The sequence below is a fragment of the Hymenobacter sp. HSC-4F20 genome, assembly GCF_019599275.1.
GTDB lineage: Bacteria > Bacteroidota > Bacteroidia > Cytophagales > Hymenobacteraceae > Hymenobacter.
Map to the genome: position 1 here is coordinate 1,343,962 of NZ_JAHZTD010000002.1, position 19,673 is coordinate 1,363,634.

A 19,673-nucleotide genomic window follows, 5' to 3' on the forward strand; every position below is an offset into this window, starting at 1 on the left:
CGGTACATGCAGCCGCCGGGGCGAAATACGTATCTTTCCCAAGCCCATGTTAGGCGGCAACCTTATGGTAGTGGAGAAAGACCCCGCAACAACTCGGGGGGCCCTGGACGATGTGCTGGCCCGCCTCGATGCTTTTAAGCGCAAGTTTTACCTGAACCTGCTGGTTCGCGGCCTAGTGGTGGCCGGCGGCCTGCTGCTCAGCTTATTTCTGGTATTCAACCTGCTCGAATACTTCCTGTACCTGCCTACCTGGGTGCGGGCCGGGCTGCTGTTCGGCTTTGTGGCTGGCATGCTCTACGCTTTCGGGCGCTGGATCTGGCAGCCCCTGGCCGCCCTGACCAACCTGCGCCGGATGCTGAGCGATGAGCAGGCTGCCCGCAGGGTAGGGGAGTTGTTCCCGGATGTGCAGGATAAACTCCTAAACGCCCTGCAATTGCGTGGCCAGGCCCAGGAAAACGCTCTACTGGCCGCCAGCCTGGAGCAGCGCGCCGGGCAGCTGCGCGGCGTGGAGTTCAGCCAGGGCATTAATATTCAGGCTCAGACCAAGCCGCTGTGGAAGTACGTGGCCATTCCGGGAGCTGTAGTGGTGGTGCTGCTGCTCATTTATCCTAGCCTGTTTGTGCAAGGCACCGAGCGAATTCTGAACTACAACCAGAAATACAGCCCGCCCGCGCCCTTCCGCTTCGTGGTGGAAAACAAGAACCTCACTGCTTTCAAGGGCGAAGATTTTACCCTGAATGTAACCGTAGAAGGCGAGGCGCTGCCCAACGAAATCAGTATTGTGTACGGCGGCCGGGAACGGCATTTGGTACGTGAAAACGGCAACCGCTTCCGCTACGACTTCCGCCAGCTGCGCGAAAACGTGGAGTTTCAGTTGGCCGCTGCCGGCTTTACCTCCCCGGAGTACGACCTCACGGTGAAGGCCCGCCCCAACCTGCGCGACTTTGCCGTGCGGGTTTCCTACCCCGCCTACCTCGGCAAACCTGCCGAAACCATCCGCAACTCCGGCAACCTCACCGTGCCCGAAGGCTCCGACCTGCGCTGGGAGTTCAGCACCGAAGCTACCGACCAGCTACAGCTCAAGTTCCGCAACCCCGATGAGGTAGTGAGTGCCCAGGCCGACGACGAGCAATTTCTGCTTTCCCGCCGGGCGATGCGCAGCCAACAATACTCCGTGCACCTGCGCAACGCCAACAGCCCCAACCGGGACCCCATCGAATACCAGCTTACCGTAATACCTGACCAGGTACCCGACGTGACCCTGGAAGCGTTTCAGGATACTACCTCGTTGCGCTACCTCGCCTTGGGTGGCAACGTGCGGGACGATTACGGCCTCTCGCGCCTGCAGCTGCACTACCGCGTGCTGAGCAAAGGCCGGCCCAACGCCCCCTACCAAACCCGCGCCCTACCCCTGGGCAGCGGCCCTAGCCAGAGCTACGCGTACCAGTGGGATGTGCGCCCCCTGAACCTGCGCCCCGGCGACCGACTGGAGTATTTCGTGCAGGTGTGGGACAACGACGGCGTGCACGGACCCAAGTCGGCGCGTAGCCGCACCGCCGAGTTCCGCCTGCCGTCGCGCACCGAGCTGCGCCAGCAGCTGGCTTCTCAGAGCCAGGCCGTGCAAAGTCAGCTGAGCCAGGCCGCCCAGCAAAGCAAGAAAATGGAGCGGGAGCTGGCCAAGGCCGAGGACAAGCTGAAAGTAAAGCGTGACCTGAACTTTCAGGACCGCAAGCAGCTGCGTGACATGCTCGACCAGAAGCAGCAGATGGACCAAGCCTTGGATGAGCTGAAGCGCCAGTTTGAGCAGTTGCAGGAGCAGCAAAATCAGCTGGATCCGCAGAAGAACGAGGAGCTGGCCCAGAAAGCTGAGGAGCTGAAAAAGCTGATGGAAACCCTGCTCGACCCCGAGACCAAGAAGCTTTACGAGGAGCTACAGAAGCTACTGGAACAACAGCAAGACCAGAACCAGCCCGAAATGCAGCGCCTGATGCAGCAGCTCGAAAACAAGGAGAATACCCTGCAGAAAGAGCTGGAGCGCGCCCTCGAAATGTTCAAGCAGCTACAGTTTGAGCAGAAGCAGGACCAAGCCCTGGAAAAACTCCAGCAGCTGGCTCAGGAGCAGCAGAAACTGGCCGATGAAACCCAGAAGAACGACAAGAACAACCCCGACAACAACCTCAGCAAAGACCAGCAGCAGCAAAAGCAACAGGACCTGAAGCAGCAGCAAGCCGAGCAGCAACAGAAATTTGAGGAGTTGAAGCAGGACCTCAAAGACATGAAGGAGCTGGACCAGCAACTCGGCGGCGAAAACCAGGCCGACGAGATGAAGCAGGACCAGCAGCAGGTAGATGAGCAGCAGCAGGACAGCCAGGAGCAGCTGGGCAAAAACCAGAACCAGAAAGCCAGCCAGAGCCAGAAGCAGGCCGCCCAGAAAATGCAGCAAATGGCTCAGAAGATGCAGCAGCAGATGAACGAGGAGGAACAGGACCAGCAGCAGGAAAACATCGACGACCTGCGCGACATCCTCGAAAACCTGCTCAAGCTCTCCTTCGACCAGGAAAACCTGATGAAGCAGTTCCGCACCGTGGACCAGTCGGACCCGCGCTTTGTGCAACTCGGCCAGACCCAGCGCAAGCTCAAGGACGATGCCCGCGTGGTGCAGGATTCACTCTATGCCCTGGCCAAGCGCGTGTTCCAGATCAAGTCCTTCGTGACGCGGGAGGTAGGCGAGATGAACGGCCGTATGGACGAAAGCCTCGACCAGATTCGGCAGCGCAACGTGGGCCGCGCCACCAGCTCCCAGCAGCTGGCCATGACCAGCATGAACAACCTGGCCCTCATGCTGAATGATGCCCTCCAGCAAATGCAGGAGCAGCAGCGCCAAAGCCAGAGCCAGCAACAGCAGGGTGGGGGCAAGCCCGGGCGCAAAAAGAAGAAAGGCAGCTCGGCCGGCGAAGGCCAGCTGGGCCGCATGCAGCAGCAGCTCAACCAGCAGATTCAGCAGCTCCAGCAGAGCGGGAAGCAGGGCCGCGCCCTCTCCGAGGAGTTGGCTAAGCTGGCCGGACAGCAGCAAATGCTCCGGCAGGCCATGCAAGAGCTGGAGCGGATGCAGCAGAAAGGCGGCGGGAAACCCGGAAATAATAAAGACGGTAAAGGGCAAGACGGCGCCGGAGGCCTCGGCGACGTCAAAAAAATGATGGAACAAACCGAAACCGACCTCGTAAACAAGCGGCTGACGGAGCAGACTATTATGCGCCAGCGCCAGATCCTGACTCGTTTGCTGGAAGCCGAGAAGTCGGCCCGGGAGCGGGACCAGGATGAAAAGCGCGAAGCGCAGACGGCCCAGAACCGTCCGCCTGTGTTTCCGCCGGCGTTTCAGCAGTACAAACGCCAGCAAAACCGGCAGACGGAGCTGCTCCGCACCGTGCCGCCGGCCCTCACGCCCTACTATCAGCGGGAGGTGAGTGAATATTTTCAAAAAATGAAGTAGCGTTCAGCTACTTTTACCGCCCCTACGTCGCCTTCCCCTTTTCCTTTCTATGAAGCAGGTTAAAATTCAGATTCCTTCGCTGGTCGAAAATATCCGCGTGGTGGAGAGCTTTATCGACAACTCGAAGGATACGTTTCACATCGAAGACGATATCTACGGCAACATCATGGTGGCCGTCACGGAGGCGGTAAACAACGCCATCCGCCACGGGAACAAGTTCGATAAGGACAAAAACGTGTTCCTGTCCTTGTTTGTGGACCAAGACCGGGTAAAGTTCGAAATCGAGGACGAAGGCACGGGCTTCGACTATACCAACCTGATTGACCCCACGGCCCCCGAAAACCTGGAAAACCCCGGCGGCCGCGGCATCTTCCTGATTCGGCATCTGGCCGATGACGTAGAGTTCACCAAGGATGGCCGCAATGTGCAGCTCACCTTTATGTTACCCACGTCCACGTCCTCAGCTTCGGAGTCTAGCTCGGCCATCAACGGCGCAGAAACTGCCACCCATTAGTTTATTCTTGCGATGAGCGACCTGCCCACCGAGTACGACGATCAGGAAGACGATGACTTTGGCCGCGACGAAGGCCCGGGCATTGAATTCCTGGTAGAAGATGTTGATTTCGAGCTGGCCGACGCCCAGGACCTAACTTCTTGGATTGAACGCGTAGCGGAGGTGCACGAACACGAAATCGTGCAGCTTACCTACATCTTCTGCTCCGATGAGTACCTGCACAAGGTCAACATGGAATACCTTGAGCACGACACGTACACCGACGTTATCACGTTCGATAACGCCGACGATGCCGATATCATCGAGGGCGACATCTTTATTTCGGTGGAGCGCGTGCGTGAAAACGCCCAGATTCATGGCGTCACGTTCCGCGACGAGCTGCACCGCGTCATGATTCATGGCGTGCTGCACTTACTTGGCTACGCGGATAAAGACTTGCTGAGCCAAACGGCCATGCGCAAGAAAGAGGATGACTGCCTGCTGTTGCGCACCTTCTGATAAGGTTTGCGCTCTGAGCAGTGGTAGCACCCAGAAATACTTAGAAAACGCCCGCCCCAAGCGGGCGTTTTTCTGTGATGACTGTTCGAGCCTATACTTCCTTACCTATCAGGTGGGTAGTAGGTATAGATTCGTGTGAGCTGCTGCCGTGCTCTGTACTAGTTATTTCTTATGGCTGCTTTTCCTTTTACTACCCCTGTCATTCGGGCTGAAGCCCTGGACTTTTACTTGGGCCAAGGCTACTACCGGATGCACCAAGACTTATTTACCTGCCGGTTTCTGCCCCTGGATGATGCGCTCTATACCGTGCACTGGCTGCGGGTGGTGCTATCGGAGGTGCACTACGGCCCGGAGCAGCGCCGACTGCTGCGGCTTAACGAGCGGTTTACTACCATCATCCGGCCCTTTCACCTTGCCCCGGAGTACGAAGCTCTTTACGCCATCTATCTCACCTCTATCACCTTCGATGCGCCCGAAACGGTGGAGGCCTTTCTGCTTGCAGGGGCTACGCACAATGTCTTCACTACCTCTGTACTAGAAGTGCGCGACCAGGGCCAGCTGATTGCGGTTGGTATTTTCGACAGCGGCGCCCGAAGTGTGGCCGGCATCATGAACTTCTACCACCCGGCTTACCGCAAGTATAGTCTGGGTAAGTACCTGATGCTGCTCAAAATCAACTACGCGCGGCAGCAGCAGAAAGCCTATTACTACCCCGGCTATCTGGTACATAACTACCCCAAGTTCGACTACAAGCTGTTCCCTTGCCTGGCCGCTACGGAAGTATTTGAGAGTGCAACGGGGCGCTGGCTACCCTTCTCCTGGGATACCGTAGCGGCGCATTCCGCTGAGCTACTGGCCGACTGGTCGGATGATGAGCTGGAGCTAGATAACCAGGAATAAGCGGCGGTAACGCACGCAAGCCACGGAGTGCGTATCTTTGTGCACGTATTGAGCGTGTTGCGTCCGCCTTTCTGAAGTCGATTTCTTGAAGAAGCGCCCGCCCATACGCGGGCGTTTTCTGTTTGGAGCCCACGGCGAACTTTCCAGCCGGAAGTTCCTGTTTCCTCCCGACGGCCAGCGCAATGCGGCGTGTTTCCACCCATCAGGGGGTAGCCAGCCGGCCGCGTTATCCGTCCCATTCGTTTAAATCCGCGATTCATGTTTCAGCAAGAAGAGTACGACGTTATTGTAGTAGGAGCCGGCCACGCGGGCTGTGAGGCGGCCGCCGCCGCGGCCAACATGGGCTCCAAGGTCCTGCTCGTGACGATGAACATGAACACCATCGCCCAGATGTCGTGCAACCCAGCTATGGGCGGGGTAGCGAAGGGCCAGATTGTGCGCGAGGTGGATGCGCTGGGCGGCCAGTCGGGCATCATCACCGACAAAACCATGATTCAGTTCCGGATGCTGAACCGCTCGAAAGGCCCCGCCATGTGGAGCCCCCGGGCCCAGAGTGACCGGATGCGCTTCGCCGAGGAGTGGCGCCTGACCCTGGAGCAAACCCTGAATGTGGACTTCTGGCAGGAAGCCGTAACGGGCCTGGTGGTGGAAAACGATACGGTAGTGGGTATCAAAACCCAGCTTGGCATTGAGTTCCGCGGCAAAGCCGTAGTGCTTACCAATGGTACCTTCCTCAATGGCCTCATTCATATTGGGGAAAAGAACTTTGGCGGCGGGCGTGCCGCGGAGAAGGGTAGCACCGGCATCACGGAGCAGCTCAAGGAGCTGGGCTTCGAGGCCGGCCGCATGAAAACCGGCACCCCGCCCCGCGTGGATGGCCGTAGCCTCGACTACTCCAAAATGGAGGAGCAGCCCGGCGACGAGGTGCCCAGCAAGTTTTCCTACCTCGATACGCCCACGCTAACCAAGCAGCGCCCCTGCTACATCACCTACACTAACCCGGAGGTGCACGCCATCCTGAAGGAAGGCTTCGAGAAGTCGCCGATGTTCCAGGGCCGCATCAAGGGCCTGGGGCCACGCTACTGCCCAAGCGTGGAAGACAAAATCAACCGCTTCGCCGACAAGGACCGCCACCAGATTTTTGTGGAGCCGGAGGGCTGGAGCACGGTAGAGGTGTACGTGAACGGCTTTAGCAGCAGCTTACCCGAAGATGTGCAATACCGCGCCCTGCGCAAAATTGTCGGGTTCGAAAATGCGAAGATGTTCCGGCCGGGCTACGCCATTGAGTACGACTTCTTTCCGCCAACTCAGCTGCACCTTACGCTGGAAACCAAGCAAATCAGCAACCTCTATTTCGCGGGCCAGATCAATGGCACCACGGGCTATGAGGAAGCAGCCTGCCAGGGCCTGATGGCCGGCATCAACGCCCACAACAAGGTACATGGCAAGGAGCCCTTTATCCTGAAGCGCAGCGAAGCCTACATTGGGGTGCTCATCGATGACCTGGTAAACAAAGGCACCGACGAGCCCTACCGCATGTTCACGAGCCGGGCCGAGCACCGCCTGCTCCTGCGCCAGGATAACGCCGACCTGCGCCTAACACCGCTGGGCTATGCCCTGGGGCTGGCTTCGGAGGCGCGGATGGAGCTGGTGCGCGAGAAGGAGCGCCAGACCCAGGAGGTAGTAGAGCTGCTGAAAACGCACGGCATCGAGCCCCAGGAAATCAATCCGTGGCTGCAGGAAATCGGCTCGGCTACCATCCACGAAAAGACGCGCGCCGTGAACCTATTGCGCCGCCCCAATGTGGAGCTGGCCTCTTTGGCCCGCGTACTGCCCGGCCTGACCTTGGCGCTAGCACCCTACCGCCCCGAGGCGCTGGAGCAGGCCGAGATTCTGGTGAAGTACGAGTCGTATCTGGAAAAGGAGCACCAGCAGGCAGCCCGCGTGCAGGAGCTGGAAAACTTCCAAATCAGAGGCCGCCTCGACTATAAAGCCATGCCCGCTTTATCACACGAGGCCCGCGAAAAGCTCCTGAAAATTCAGCCCGAAACACTAGGGCAGGCCTCCCGCATCAGCGGCGTATCACCGGCCGACGTGTCGGTGCTGATGGTGTACCTGGGCCGGTAGGGTAGTAGTAGCAATGATTTCATTATACCAGCGACGCTGGCCGCTGGGCTGGCTTTATATCCTGACATTAGGTATAGACGCTGCCCTCGCGGGTCGTCTGGCATGGGTATTTCTTGTTGATTTCAAGGACTACCAGCGGACCGCCTCCTGGTATTGGCTGCCCGCCGGATTGTGGTGGTTGCTGGCGAGCATAGGGGTATTAGCACTGGTAGCGGGGGTGGTTACTGCGTTTCGTCGGCGGGTAGGGCGAACGGCAGCTTGGCTAGGGCTGAGCGTACTGGCTATGGGCTCGTGCGCGGCCATGAGTATACCAGTAGTGGTTACTATAGGGGGTGGCGTTTCTGCGGGCGACCCACCCGGCGTATATGAACAGTAGAAGCTAGATGCCAAACTAACTTCCCGCTGAGTACGGACAGCTCTCAAACGGCCGCAGATTCTTTTCAGATTCTGCGGCCGTTTTGGTTTTGTATCTTCGTCCTGCTATTGATTCTGTAAGTAGCTTGGTTGTCGCAATCAGCGTAATCAAATTAATCAGCGCAAATCTGTGATTTACGAGCGTTTGGAGAAGTGCCCGGTCTGCGGGAAAACGGAGTTTCGCAACAAGCTGGTAGTAGAAGATAAGTCGGTGAGCAAGGAAAGCTTTGCCATTCAGCAATGCGAGGCCTGCACGTTTCAGTTTACCAACCCCCGACCCGATGCCGCCCACATTGGCCGCTACTACGAGTCGGACGAATACGTGTCGCACAACAGCGGGGCAGGGGGGATGATCAATCAGGCGTATAAGGTGGCCCGCTTCTTTACCATGCGCCGCAAGGTGGCCCTAGTCAACAAGCTGGCCCCACGCAAGGGTCGCCTCTTTGATTACGGCTGCGGCACCGGCCACTTTCTGGCCGCAGCTAAGAGCGACGGCTGGCAGGTAGCCGGCTGGGAGCCTAATGAGCGGGCCCGCCAGGATGCCGCCCAGCGCGTAGGCCAGAACCTGGATCTGCAAGTCAACCTCAGCCAGTTTCCCGCCGAGTCTTACGATGCTATTACGCTCTGGCACGTGTTGGAACACGTTCATGAGCTGAACGATACCCTCCAGCAGCTCATCCGGCTGTTGAAGCCCGACGGAGTAGTGATAGTAGCCGTGCCCAACGTAGACAGCCTCGATGCCCAACACTACCGCCAGGACTGGGCCGCCTACGATGTACCTCGCCATTTGTATCATTTCAGCCCCAAAACCATGACCCAGCTGCTGAAAAAGCACAAGCTGCAAGTGCGCGAGGTGCTGCCTATGCCCCTGGATGCCTACTACGTGAGCATGCTCAGTGAAAAACACCGCGCCGAGCGGGGCGGCGGTATGCTTACCGTTCTCAAGGCCGGCTACCAGTCGAACCGCTACGCGGCCAGCCACGAGGGTCAGTACTCCAGCCTGATGTACGTAGCCCGTAAGCGGTAAACAGTGGGGTAGGGGAGAGGCTGCCCTGCTAGTGCTCAGCTAGTTGTCGTTTCGGGTGGGGCGCGGAATCTGGCAGACGCCTCAACTTCTGCACGCGGCTCGGAATGACAGGTTTTGGCCGCTTCAGCGTTGTGCATTGTACCTTCGATTTGCGGCGGCTGACTATCCGCCTTTCTTTTCCCGATCTGCTTTCCGTATGGCGTTACCTGCCCGAGCTAGTTTGTTTTTTGTTGTAGTAGCTGCCGCCGGGCTCGGTGGCTGTGCTGCCATCAGCTCGCCTGAGGGTGGGGTGCGGGATACTGTACCGCCCAAGCTTGTGCGCAGTACTCCGGCCAATGGAGCCCGCAATGTGCAGGGCCAATCCGTGCGGCTGGAATTTTCGGAGCAGGTGCAGCTGAAAGACCTGCAGAAAAACCTGATTGTAGCGCCCCTGCTCGACGAGAAAAACACCTACAAAATCCGGGAAGACCGCACGGCCATTACCCTGACGTTTGACCAGCCGTTCGAGCAAAACACCACTTACTCCTTCAACTTCGGCAATTCTATCAGCGACATCACCGAGAGTAATCCGGCTCAGAAAGCTATTGTCAGTTTCAGCACCGGGGCCCAGCTGGATTCGGGCTCGGTGCGCGGGGTAGTAACCAATGGACTTACAGAGGCGGCGGTCGAGAATGTGTCCGTGGTACTGTATCCCGAAACCGATACGGCCAACGTTCGGCGGGGCAAGCCCTACTACCTGGCCCGCACCGACAAACAGGGTCAGTTTGAGTTGCGGTACCTGAAGGAAGGCCGCTACCGGGCGTTTGCTCTGCTCGACAAAAACCAGAGTAACCGTTATGAGGAAGGAGAGCGTATCGGCTACCTACCCGATCTGCTCACGGTGCGGCCCGGCCTCGACAGTCTGCGCTTCCGCCTTACCCGACCCGATACCCGGCGCCCGCTCATCGTCACTCAAAAGCCCAACCCTACCGATTTCCGCGTGACCTATAATGAGGGAGTAGAGCGGATAACCCTAGCGGCCCTGGGCGCGGGACCTCCCGCGCCGGGGCTGGCCGAGGCTGTGCAGGCCGCCGAGAAAGGCCGTACAGCCGTGCTTTACCGCATTCCGGAGTTGGCGGAGGGACGTTACTTGCTCACGGCCACTGACAGCGCCGGCAACACCGGCCGCGACACCGTGAACGTGCGCTTTCAGGGCACAGCTCCTGCGCGCAAAGGCCCGGCCTACGCCGTGGAGGGCAACCCGCGGAGCGTATACCGGCAGGGGCAGGTGAAGTTTGTATTCACGGAGCCTATCCGGCTGGCCTCCAACAAACCCATTGGTACGCTGGTAGAAGATTCGCTGAAGCGCCGCCCGCTACGCCTACCCCAGGACGGGGCGCTGCTGCCTGACCGGACTACGCTGGCGCTTAACCTGAACACCACGGCTAAGAAAGCAGTGACCATTCTGCTCGACAGCACGGTTATCAGCAGCATTACCGGGCAGCGGCTGGGCCTAAAGCCGCTGCGCCTGCAAGTATCGGAGCAGAGCGTGACGGGTACGCTGAGCGGTCCGGTCCAGACTAGCTTCACCCGCTTCTGGGTGCAGTTGCTTGATGCCAGCGGCCAGGTACAGGCTACCCTCGACAGCCCCCGCGGTACCTACCGGTTCGATTACCTTTCCCCGGGTACCTACCGCCTACGGGTGCTGATTGATGCGGACAAAGATGGCCGCTGGCTTAGCGGCGACCCGCAGTTCCGGCTAGCGCCGGAACCCGTTTTCCTTTTTCCGAAGCCAATAGAAGTGCGCTCCAACTTTGACATCGTCGAAACTCTGCGCTTTTAGCGTCTAACTACGCTTTCCTGAATAGAACTGCGCCCGACTCCCTACCAGGAGTCGGGCGCTTTTGTATGAGCTACGGCAACGAGCACGTGTTACTAGTTTCCTCACCGATGGTGATGCAGAGGGCAGAGACGGAGTTCCCCCAGACTAGCGTAGCTCAGCATCTCGCCCGGTTGAGGTTGCCTAAGCCGACCAGGCCTGCTCCAGTCGGCACCTTCACAGAGTCCTACTTCCGGCTATATAGCACAGGCTCTGTAAAGATATCCACAGTCGAAATCTAGCCCTGGATACTACCAGCGGCCTTTTCAGGGGTTATCCTCCGCATAATCCACAAAGTTTTCCACGCTCAGGCCGTTAACTCACATAACCTGTGGATAATAGTGGGGAAACCTGCGGATAACTCGTGGAGAACTTGCGGAAAAGTTTTTTTGGATGTGTCCGGGCCCTGGCAGCTCTCTTGCCCTGCCCACAGCACGTGGATAAGGGTGGATAACTATCCCCCAAAAATCACACAATCCACACTAGGGTGTGGATGTGAATTGTGGATTTGTGAACAAGCTATGTGGATTGTGAAAAACGTATATAACTACTTGTAAAACAGTGTTTTATTATCCACACACCCTGTTGATACGCGGTGCATAACTCCGGTTTTGTGCACACGTTATCCCCAGTGTGCATAACCTTTGATTTTTATCCACTTATGCACAGCCCTAACGACGGAGGACAAAAGAGAATTTATTTAAAAAAGAATTTTAAAAGTTATTAACCCTGTGGAAAAGCTCGGCCGGTTCCGGTTTCCTCCGAAGCCCGCGTCTGCTCAAGCCAGCGGGACTCTCAGAGTCAGCTTCACCCCTGCGAGGCGGTCATACACTATCTTCCCTATAGCCGCCGCTTCCGTTTGCGACCCCGCAGGTTGATTCTTTTCCACAGGTTGGTGGACTGGTAAGCCCAATCGAGCCGGATATCCACTGTCTACACAGTAGCATGTTGATAACTAGCTGTTTATCCACCCCATCGTTGGTATAGGGTGGGGCAAGTAGCAGGTGGTGTCGACGCGGCAGGCAGCTTCTTCCGGTTAGTTGCCGTATAGATGGGCCCACCTCTGCTCTTCGCTCCCATGCCTTTCGACTATAGCCTGGATTTCCGGACCGTAGACTTTCGCCAGCACCCCGAACTTTACCGTGTGGGCAAAGGGGAACAGGGAGTGTTATTGGTGCAGCCCTATAAAGGCGAAATTCTGCCCTTCTGGCGCTTTCGGACACCGGAAGCAGCCCGGGAATCGTCGGAGCAGATTTACGCGCTGTTTGAGGCGTATTTACAAGCTCATGACTTTGTGGGTGCCGATATGGCCCGCAAGTTTTTGCAGATGGGCTTCACCCGGGCCCGCCGCTACGCCAACCACCGGGGCGGCAAGAAGTACGACGGTCCCGTACCTTCCGATAAGAAAGGACAAAGCGGTGCCCACGGACGGGCCGAACTTCCCCGTTCCCCCGAAGATCCAGTTAAGGCGGAAGCCGCCGCCATTTTCAAACGCAAGTGGGACGAGGCCAAGCAGCACCCCGCCTACCTGCAGCAGCGGACTGAATTTGAAGCCCGTTACGGTAAATGACCTCGAAGAACCTCTACCTTTACTTCCCTGTAATCATCCCTCCATCCTTCATTCACCGGCTATGCAAACACCAGCCCAATCCTTCAGCACCGACGAAAATGAAATTAGCCTCGGCATCGGCATGGGCCCCCTCAAGTTTGGCGCTTCCATGGACGAAGTGCGCGCTCTGATGGGTGAGCCCGAAGAAATTGAAGAGTCGGAAGACGATGACGAGTTTGAACACCAGGCCTGGAACTACCTGGAGGAAGGGTACTCCCTCTATTTCGACCGGGAGGACGACTACCGCCTGAGCTGCATCGAAACTGACCACCCCGGTATCCGCCTCTATGGCGAGGCCATTCACGGCAAGTCGCCCGAGGAGATTCAGGAGCTGATGAAGCGCCACGGTCACGAGCAAAGCGAAATCGAAAAAATGGATACTGGCGAGATGCGCCTCTCCTACGAGAAGGAGATGATTGACATGTATTTCGATGAAGATGAGCTGCAGTTTGTCAACTTCGGCGTGTTTATCAACGACGACCTAGAGGTGCAATGGCCCGCGTAGCCTGAGTTATCCACAAAAATGCTTGTTTTTCCTGTGGATAAGTTGATAACGTGCTTAGCGTCCGGGGTTTTCAACACTTCATGTCAGATTGGGACGTACGCCAACGACCGTAGCTAAGTAGCTTCTTCCAGCAGGTATAATAAAAAAGCCACCCCGGCAACGGGGTGGCTTTTTGGCTTCTTCCAAGAAACCCTAGGAAGGCATAATGGTGCGGAAGAGCAGAAACAAGCCGCCTGCCAGCACCATGGTAACGGGAAGGGTGAGCACCCAAGCTAGGGCAATGTTGCGCACCATTTGGGGGTTGAGGTTCTTGATGCCCCGGTTGGCTACCATGCTACCAGCAATGGCTGAGGACAGCACGTGGGTAGTGGAGGAGGGCAGGCCGAAACCGGTGGAAGCGCCAATCATGGCCGCCGCTACCAGCTCAGAGGAAGCACCCTGAGCATAGGTCAGGTGCTCTTTACCAATCCGTTCCCCAATGGTTTTCACGATGCGCTGCCAGCCAATCATGGTGCCGATACCCAGCGACAAGGCCACCATCAAGGACACTTGCCAGGGAGCATAGTCGGTGAAGGTACGCATCTGGGCAATGCTGTCCTCGTAGGTTTTACGGTCGATGGAGCTCAGCGGTACCTTCTCACTTGCCGTGAGTTTCTTGGCGCGGTTGTATAGGAGCAGAATGGCTTTTCGAATTTCAAAACGGTCCTGCTCAGGCAGCTGCTTTACGTCGGTCTTGCCTTCGAAAATACGGTCGAGCGTGTTGGTTTGCACGCGCACCTCGGCCAGCAGCTGACGGTCGGCCTCACTTAGCTCGGCGGCATTGAGCTTGCCCATTACCTGCTCCACGCGCACCAGCGAGTCGCGCATGTCCAGGGGGTTGAGCTTGGAGTTAAGGGCAAAGTGCACGGGCACGATGCCAATCAGAATGAGCATAATCAGGCCTACGCCCTTCTGCCCGTCGTTGGAGCCGTGGAAGTAGCTCACCAGGGTGCAGGTGGCAATCAGGATCAGGCGGATCCAGATGGGTGGGGGCTTACGTTTGTGAGGCTCCTTGAAAATGGCCTTGTTGCGCACAAAGCGGCGCAGCAAAAACATCAGCACGATAGTGAGCGAGAAGCCGAACAGGGGACTAACCAGCAGGGCCAGGCCGGTTTCGCCGGCTTTGCTCCAGTTCACGGCGGCCGCGTTGGGACTCAGCAGGGAAAAGGCAATGCCCACGCCCAGGATGGAGCCGATGAGGGCGTGCGACGACGACGAGGGCAGGCCGTAGTACCAGGTCCCTACGTTCCAGATGATGGCCGCCACAATCAGGGCGCCCACCATGGCAATGCCGTGGTACACATTCTGGTCCACGAGGCTTTCTACGGGCAGTAGGTACACAATACCCATGGCCACGCCAATGCCGCCGGCAATAACCCCGACAAAGTTCCAGAAGGCCGACCATACCACGGCTACCCACGGGCGTAGCGAGTTGGTGTAAATCACCGTCGCTACGGCGTTGGCCGTGTCGTGGAAGCCATTCACAAATTCAAACGCGCAGGCTGCCACCAAACAGGCAATTAGCAGCAACAGCACATGAGGCTCTAAGCCAAACATAGAGGGGGGATTGGTGAGAATTCAGTTTCGGTAACCAAAGGTAGGACCGCCCAAAGGGGGCGCAAGATTATGAAATTGTTACCGGACCAACCGGCAGCGCGGGTCATTGAGGCGCTAAACGCAAGAAGCAGCAGTGGGTTTAAGCCCAGTAGCTGAACCACAGTAAATTATTGATTGGCAGCCGCCCGGGCCTATTTATAGCGCCGGGGGTAGGGTGCAAGCTAAAGCTTTGGCTACTTTTGCCTCTGATTTAGAAGTGAGAGGCGAGAAGTGAGAAGTGAGATACCGTGGAGTGCTCCACTGAAGGAGCTGCCGCGAGCGTCAATGAACTTCCCTTCTCACCTCTCACCTCTCATCTCTCACTTCTACTGATAGCATGAGCAACGAGCAGAAACCCGCCGCCACGGCCGAAAGCACCCTGGCTGATATCGTGTCGCACGCCAAGGAATACGGCTTTGTATTCCCCTCTTCGGAAATCTACGACGGCCTGGCCGCGGTGTACGACTATGGCCCCAATGGCGTGGAGCTCAAGAATAACCTCAAGCAACTCTGGTGGCGGGCCATGACCCAGCTCAACCAAAATGTAGTGGGCATTGACGCGGCCATCTTCATGCACCCGCTCACTTGGAAAGCCTCCGGCCACGTCGACGGCTTCTCGGACCCCATGATTGACAACCTCGACAGCAAGAAGCGCTACCGCGCCGACGTGCTGCTGGAGGAAAAGGCGGCCGAATACGAGAAGAACGGCGAACTAGCCCGCGCCGAAACCCTGCTGGCCGAAATGGGCCGCCTGCTCACGGCCGAGGACTTGGCCGGCGTCAAGCAGCTCATCATCGACGAGCAGATTACCTGCCCCGTCAGCAAGACCAGCAACTGGACCGACGTACGTCAGTTCAACCTGATGTTCTCGACGCAGGTAGGGGCCGTGGCTGGCGACTCCTCCCAGATTTACCTGCGCCCGGAAACGGCCCAGGGCATCTTCGTGAACTTCCTGAACGTGCAGAAGTCGGCGCGCCAGAAGGTGCCGTTTGGCATCGCCCAAATCGGGAAAGCCTTCCGCAACGAGATTGTGGCCCGCCAGTTCATCTTCCGCATGCGGGAGTTCGAGCAGATGGAAATGCAGTTCTTCGTGCGCCCTGGCACGGAGGGCGAGTGGTACACCACCTGGAAGGAAACGCGCCGGCGCTGGCACGAGGCCCTGGGCCTGCCCGCCGACAAGCTCCGTTTCCACGACCACGACAAGCTGGCCCACTACGCCAAGGCCGCCGTCGACATTGAGTTTGAGTTTCCCTTCGGCTTCAAGGAAATCGAGGGCATTCACTCCCGCTCCGACTTCGACCTGACCCAGCACCAGAACCTGAGCCGCAAGAAGCAGCAGTACTTCGATAACGACATCAACCCCGAGACTGGCAAGCCTTACGGCAACTACGTGCCCTACGTAGTGGAAACCTCCGTGGGCGCCGACCGCCTGTTCCTGGCCACGCTCTGCCAGGCCTACCAAGAAGAAACCATCACCGAAGGCGAAGGCGACAAGCAGCAAACCAAAACCCGCAAGCTGCTGCGCCTGCACCCGGCCGTGGCCCCCATCAAAGCCGCCATTTTCCCGCTGGTGAAAAAGGACGGCCTACCCGACAAGGCCAACGAAATCTACAACTCCCTGCGCCACGACTTCCGGCTGGTAGTGGAGGAGAAGGATTCCATTGGTACGCGCTACACCCGCCAGGACCTCATCGGCACGCCCTTCTGCATTGCCGTCGACCACCAGACCCTGGAAGACAATACCGTGACGGTGCGCCACCGCGACTCGCGCGAGCAGACGCGCATGCCCATCAGCGAGCTGCGCAGCTACATCGGCGAGGCCGTGAGCTTCTCGCGCATTTTCGAAAAACTGTAGGAGCACGCGTTTGCGTTCTACCAACGAGAAAGGCCACCGGACTGCTCCGGTGGCCTTTCTCGTTGGTAGAACGCAAACGCGTGCTGGCCCTAGTTCTCGTTGAGCCAGGCGGTAGCGTCGCGACGCGACGTGAAGTAGTTAAACTCCACCTGAGCCGGAGTAGGAAGGTAGGACGCCAGGGAGCTGCCAATCTGGTACCGGTATTGGCCCTCCGACACGACAGCGGCTATAAACAAAGGGCGCGACAGTTGCTGGGGTAGCAGGGTGGCCAGGGGATGCAGAAGCTCCGTTTCCTCGGTTAAGGAAATATTGCGTTTCAGATCCAGGAGCAACTTGCCCACATTCTGCGCCAGCATAACCTTTAAGGCCTGTTGGTAAGCCTGCCTGAACGATACGCCCGAGCGGGTAGCGGTGAAGTGAAGGTGTAGGGTATCAGAGGCCGGATGGTACGTAATAGACGCATCCGAGGAATTGTACAGTGTCATTGCAAAGAAAAACAACAAGCAATACGGGGTAAAATACAACTACTGAATACCTCAACGTACTGATGCCAGGTACTTTACGCGGATAGGCTCATAAAATGTTCCCTATATTCAGAACAAAAAACAAGATAACCAACTAACTGGCTCAACCTGAGCTGTAAGCCATAGCGAAGGGTAATCCTGATACTTAGCCGCATACCTGCCCGGGGTTGCGTACCTTTGCTGCATTTTAGCAGCCTATGTGGAGAAACCTCGCCCTGTTTGTCATTAAGAACCGCCGCTTGCTGGTAGGGCTGCTGGCCGCTATTACGGTATTCATGGCCTGGGAGGCCCGCAAAATCGAAATGACCTACGATTTTGCCCAGGTTGTCTCGCCCGACGACCCGGACATGGTGTACTTCCAGAAGTTCAAACAGAAGTTTGGCGAGGATGGCAACGTGCTGGTGCTGGGCATGCAAGACAGCTCGGTGTACCAGCTGGGCAACTTCAACGAGCTGCGCATCCTGACGGATACCCTAAGCAAAGTGCGCGGCGTAAATGGTATTCTGGGCGTGACGCGCCTGCCCCGCCTGGTGAAGGATACCGCTACCCAGTCGTTTCGGGCCGAACCTATTTTCCGGGGCCTACCGCAGAACCAGGCGGCGCTTGACTCGCTGATGCGGGTAGTGAATGCGCAGGAGTTTTATAAAGGCCAGCTCATTTCGCCCAGTACCGGAGCAACTTTGCTGGCTCTTACCATGGACCCCAAGTACCTGAACTCCAGTAAGCGGGAAGCCGTGATGCAGGAAATTCTGGGGCATGCCGAGCGGTTTCAGCAAAAGACCGGCATCCGGATGCACTACGCCGGCCTCCCCTACGTGCGGGCCACCATGACCACCAAAGTAGCGTCAGAAATGAAGCTGTTTGTGGCCCTAACCGTGGTGATGATGGCCATCACCCTACTCATGTTCTTCCGGACGTGGTCGGCGGTGGTGTTTCCTCTGTTGATTGTGCTGATTGTCGTGACGTGGTGCATTGGCAGCATGGTGCTGCTGGGCTACAAAATCAACCTGCTCACGGGCCTGATACCGAGCATCATCATCGTTATCGGCATTCCGAACTGCACCTACCTGCTCTCGCGCTACCACTACGACTACCGCAAATCCGGCAACCAAGTGCTGGCTATGGCGCGGGTGGTGCGCAAAATTGGGCTGGTAACGCTCATGAACAACACTACCACGGCCATTGGCTTCGTGGTGTTCTGCTTTACCAACATTGCCATTCTGTTCCAGTTTGGGGCGGTGGCTACCCTCAACATCTTCGTAGCCTTTGCGGTGTCGTTTATTCTGATGCCCATTGTGTTTACCATTCTGCCGCCGCCTACCCCCAAGCAGCTCGAACACCTGGAGGCCAAGCCCCTGACCAAGCTCCTAGAGTTCTTCGACTACCTGGTGCTGGAGCGCCGGCGCACGGTGTACCTGGCGGCCCTGGTCTTTATGGTACTGGCTGCCTTTGGCGTGAGCAAGGTAAAATCGGTGTCCTACATGGTAGATGATTTGCCCAAGGATTCCTCGGTAAACTCCGACCTCAAGTTCTTCGAGCAGCATTTCAACGGGGTGATGCCCCTAGAAATGGTCGTAAATACGGGCCGGGCAAAAGGCTTATTGAAGCTTAAAAACCTGGAGCGCATCGACCGGCTGGAGAACTTCCTGCGCACCCAGCCCGTGCTGACTACCCCCGTGAGCGTGGTCACCTTCCTGAAGGCGTCGACCCAGGCGTTCTACAACGGCAATGCGGAGTTTTACCGCCTGCCCGATAACTCGGAGAAGAACTACGTGTTTAGCTACCTGGCCCACTCGCAGTCTACGAAAGGCAATGAAGGCCAGCTGACCAGCAAGCTGCTGCGCTCCTTCACGGATAGCACCATGCAGGAAGCCCGGATTTCGCTGAAAATTGCGGACATCGGCTCTCACAACCTCGATACACTCATTAACAACCGCATCAAGCCGGAAATCAACAAGATTTTCAAGGGCACGGGTATGGATGTGAAGCTGACGGGCACCACCATCATCTTCACCAAGGGCAACGAATACCTCATCGGTACGCTCAAGGAAAGCCTGATTATTGCCTTCGTGCTGGTGGGTTTGGTCGTGCTCATTCTGTTCCGCAGCGTCCGGGCAGTGTTCTTTACGCTCCTGCCCAACTTCTTTACCCTGCTGCTCACGGGCGGTATTATGGGCTACTTCGGCATCCCGCTCAAGCCCAGCACCGCCCTGATTTTCAGCATCGCCCTGGGCATTGATGGCGACAATTCCATTCACCTGCTGGCTAAGTTTCGGCAGGAAATGGCCGCCAACGGCCGCCGGGTGAAGGCCGCCATCAGCACTACCCTCTCGGAGGCCGGCACCAGCATGATTTACACCAGCATTGTGCTATTTCTGGGCTTCTCGGTGTTTGCTTTTTCGGAGTTTGGGGGCACGAAGGCCCTGGGCCTCTTGATGTCGGCCAGCTTGCTTATCACCAACTTCTCCAACCTGATTCTGCTGCCCTGCTTGCTGGTTACCTTCGAGCACGGCAAGGATGAGGACGTCATTAACCAGTCGGGCATCAAGCACTACGACGACAACTACCACGAGGAAGACGACGACCTGGAACTCAACCTCAGCCGGATGAAAGTCCAGCCCAAATTGAACGGTTAACTCTCCACAACCATCAACGCCATCTGCCATTCAGAGCATTAGCAAAAACCTTTGTTACTTCATTGGGGGTAGTAATTCTCC

Annotated in this window: 13 protein-coding genes; 11 read left to right on the forward strand and 2 right to left on the reverse strand. The window is 57.4% G+C overall.

Annotated elements, in window-relative coordinates; translation table 11 throughout:
• The first annotated feature begins 46 nt into the window (after positions 1-46).
• From K3G63_RS15535 to K3G63_RS15575, 9 genes are all read left to right on the forward strand, one after another.
• Positions 47-3,490 carry a DUF4175 domain-containing protein gene (locus tag K3G63_RS15535; protein WP_259404457.1) on the forward strand — a complete coding sequence of 1,148 codons (3,444 nt, stop codon included), beginning with the start codon at positions 47-49 and terminating at the stop codon, positions 3,488-3,490.
• 49 nt (positions 3,491-3,539) lie between these two features.
• On the forward strand, positions 3,540-4,004 hold the full coding sequence (locus K3G63_RS15540; RefSeq protein WP_220614994.1) for an ATP-binding protein: 465 nt from the start codon (positions 3,540-3,542) through the stop codon (positions 4,002-4,004).
• A gap of 12 nt (positions 4,005-4,016) precedes the next feature.
• Positions 4,017-4,502 (forward strand): rRNA maturation RNase YbeY, encoded by a 486-nt coding sequence (ybeY, locus tag K3G63_RS15545; protein ID WP_220614995.1) that lies wholly within the window; start codon positions 4,017-4,019, stop codon positions 4,500-4,502.
• A gap of 171 nt (positions 4,503-4,673) precedes the next feature.
• Entirely contained in the window at positions 4,674-5,402 is a 729-nt protein-coding gene (locus K3G63_RS15550) for a GNAT family N-acetyltransferase (RefSeq protein ID WP_259404458.1), read from the forward strand.
• Between the two features lie 258 nt (positions 5,403-5,660).
• Entirely contained in the window at positions 5,661-7,529 is a 1,869-nt protein-coding gene (mnmG, locus tag K3G63_RS15555; RefSeq protein WP_220614996.1) for a tRNA uridine-5-carboxymethylaminomethyl(34) synthesis enzyme MnmG, read from the forward strand.
• A 544-nt stretch (positions 7,530-8,073) separates the two neighbouring features.
• Positions 8,074-8,970 carry a bifunctional 2-polyprenyl-6-hydroxyphenol methylase/3-demethylubiquinol 3-O-methyltransferase UbiG gene (locus tag K3G63_RS15560; RefSeq protein WP_220614997.1) on the forward strand — a complete coding sequence of 299 codons (897 nt, stop codon included), beginning with the start codon at positions 8,074-8,076 and terminating at the stop codon, positions 8,968-8,970.
• A 196-nt stretch (positions 8,971-9,166) separates the two neighbouring features.
• A complete protein-coding gene (locus K3G63_RS15565; RefSeq protein WP_220614998.1) occupies positions 9,167-10,792 on the forward strand; it encodes an Ig-like domain-containing protein in 1,626 nt (541 codons plus the stop codon).
• 1,114 nt (positions 10,793-11,906) lie between these two features.
• On the forward strand, positions 11,907-12,398 hold the full coding sequence (locus K3G63_RS15570) for a DUF4385 domain-containing protein (RefSeq protein WP_220614999.1): 492 nt from the start codon (positions 11,907-11,909) through the stop codon (positions 12,396-12,398).
• A gap of 61 nt (positions 12,399-12,459) precedes the next feature.
• Entirely contained in the window at positions 12,460-12,942 is a 483-nt protein-coding gene (locus K3G63_RS15575; protein ID WP_220615000.1) for a hypothetical protein, read from the forward strand.
• A gap of 192 nt (positions 12,943-13,134) precedes the next feature.
• On the opposite strand, the gene K3G63_RS15580 is transcribed toward K3G63_RS15575, so the two are convergent.
• Positions 13,135-14,538, reverse strand: a complete 1,404-nt coding sequence (locus K3G63_RS15580) for an inorganic phosphate transporter (RefSeq protein ID WP_220615001.1) — start codon at positions 14,536-14,538, stop codon at positions 13,135-13,137.
• Positions 14,539-14,914: 376 nt separating this feature from the next.
• Here K3G63_RS15580 and K3G63_RS15585 point away from each other — a divergent pair, with 376 nt between their 5' ends.
• Positions 14,915-16,432: a glycine--tRNA ligase gene (locus K3G63_RS15585; RefSeq protein WP_220615002.1), complete on the forward strand. Its 1,518-nt coding sequence runs from the start codon at positions 14,915-14,917 to the stop codon at positions 16,430-16,432.
• Between the two features lie 89 nt (positions 16,433-16,521).
• Here K3G63_RS15585 and K3G63_RS15590 read toward each other — a convergent pair whose 3' ends face one another.
• A complete protein-coding gene (locus tag K3G63_RS15590) occupies positions 16,522-16,917 on the reverse strand; it encodes a hypothetical protein (RefSeq protein ID WP_220615003.1) in 396 nt (131 codons plus the stop codon).
• A gap of 236 nt (positions 16,918-17,153) precedes the next feature.
• On the opposite strand from K3G63_RS15590, the gene K3G63_RS15595 reads away from it, so the two are divergent.
• Positions 17,154-19,592: an RND family transporter gene (locus K3G63_RS15595; protein ID WP_220615004.1), complete on the forward strand. Its 2,439-nt coding sequence runs from the start codon at positions 17,154-17,156 to the stop codon at positions 19,590-19,592.
• The last annotated feature ends 81 nt before the right edge of the window (positions 19,593-19,673 follow it).

Coding starts and splice junctions, on each gene's coding strand:
- K3G63_RS15575 (WP_220615000.1), top strand. CDS start 12,460: ATGCAAACACCAGCCCAATCCTTCAGCACCGACGAAAATGAAATTAGC.
- K3G63_RS15565 (WP_220614998.1), top strand. CDS start 9,167: ATGGCGTTACCTGCCCGAGCTAGTTTGTTTTTTGTTGTAGTAGCTGCC.
- K3G63_RS15590 (WP_220615003.1), bottom strand. CDS start 16,917: ATGACACTGTACAATTCCTCGGATGCGTCTATTACGTACCATCCGGCC.
- K3G63_RS15570 (WP_220614999.1), top strand. CDS start 11,907: ATGCCTTTCGACTATAGCCTGGATTTCCGGACCGTAGACTTTCGCCAG.
- K3G63_RS15580 (WP_220615001.1), bottom strand. CDS start 14,538: ATGTTTGGCTTAGAGCCTCATGTGCTGTTGCTGCTAATTGCCTGTTTG.
- K3G63_RS15585 (WP_220615002.1), top strand. CDS start 14,915: ATGAGCAACGAGCAGAAACCCGCCGCCACGGCCGAAAGCACCCTGGCT.
- K3G63_RS15550 (WP_259404458.1), top strand. CDS start 4,674: ATGGCTGCTTTTCCTTTTACTACCCCTGTCATTCGGGCTGAAGCCCTG.
- K3G63_RS15595 (WP_220615004.1), top strand. CDS start 17,154: ATGTGGAGAAACCTCGCCCTGTTTGTCATTAAGAACCGCCGCTTGCTG.
- K3G63_RS15540 (WP_220614994.1), top strand. CDS start 3,540: ATGAAGCAGGTTAAAATTCAGATTCCTTCGCTGGTCGAAAATATCCGC.
- K3G63_RS15535 (WP_259404457.1), top strand. CDS start 47: ATGTTAGGCGGCAACCTTATGGTAGTGGAGAAAGACCCCGCAACAACT.
- mnmG (WP_220614996.1), top strand. CDS start 5,661: ATGTTTCAGCAAGAAGAGTACGACGTTATTGTAGTAGGAGCCGGCCAC.
- ybeY (WP_220614995.1), top strand. CDS start 4,017: ATGAGCGACCTGCCCACCGAGTACGACGATCAGGAAGACGATGACTTT.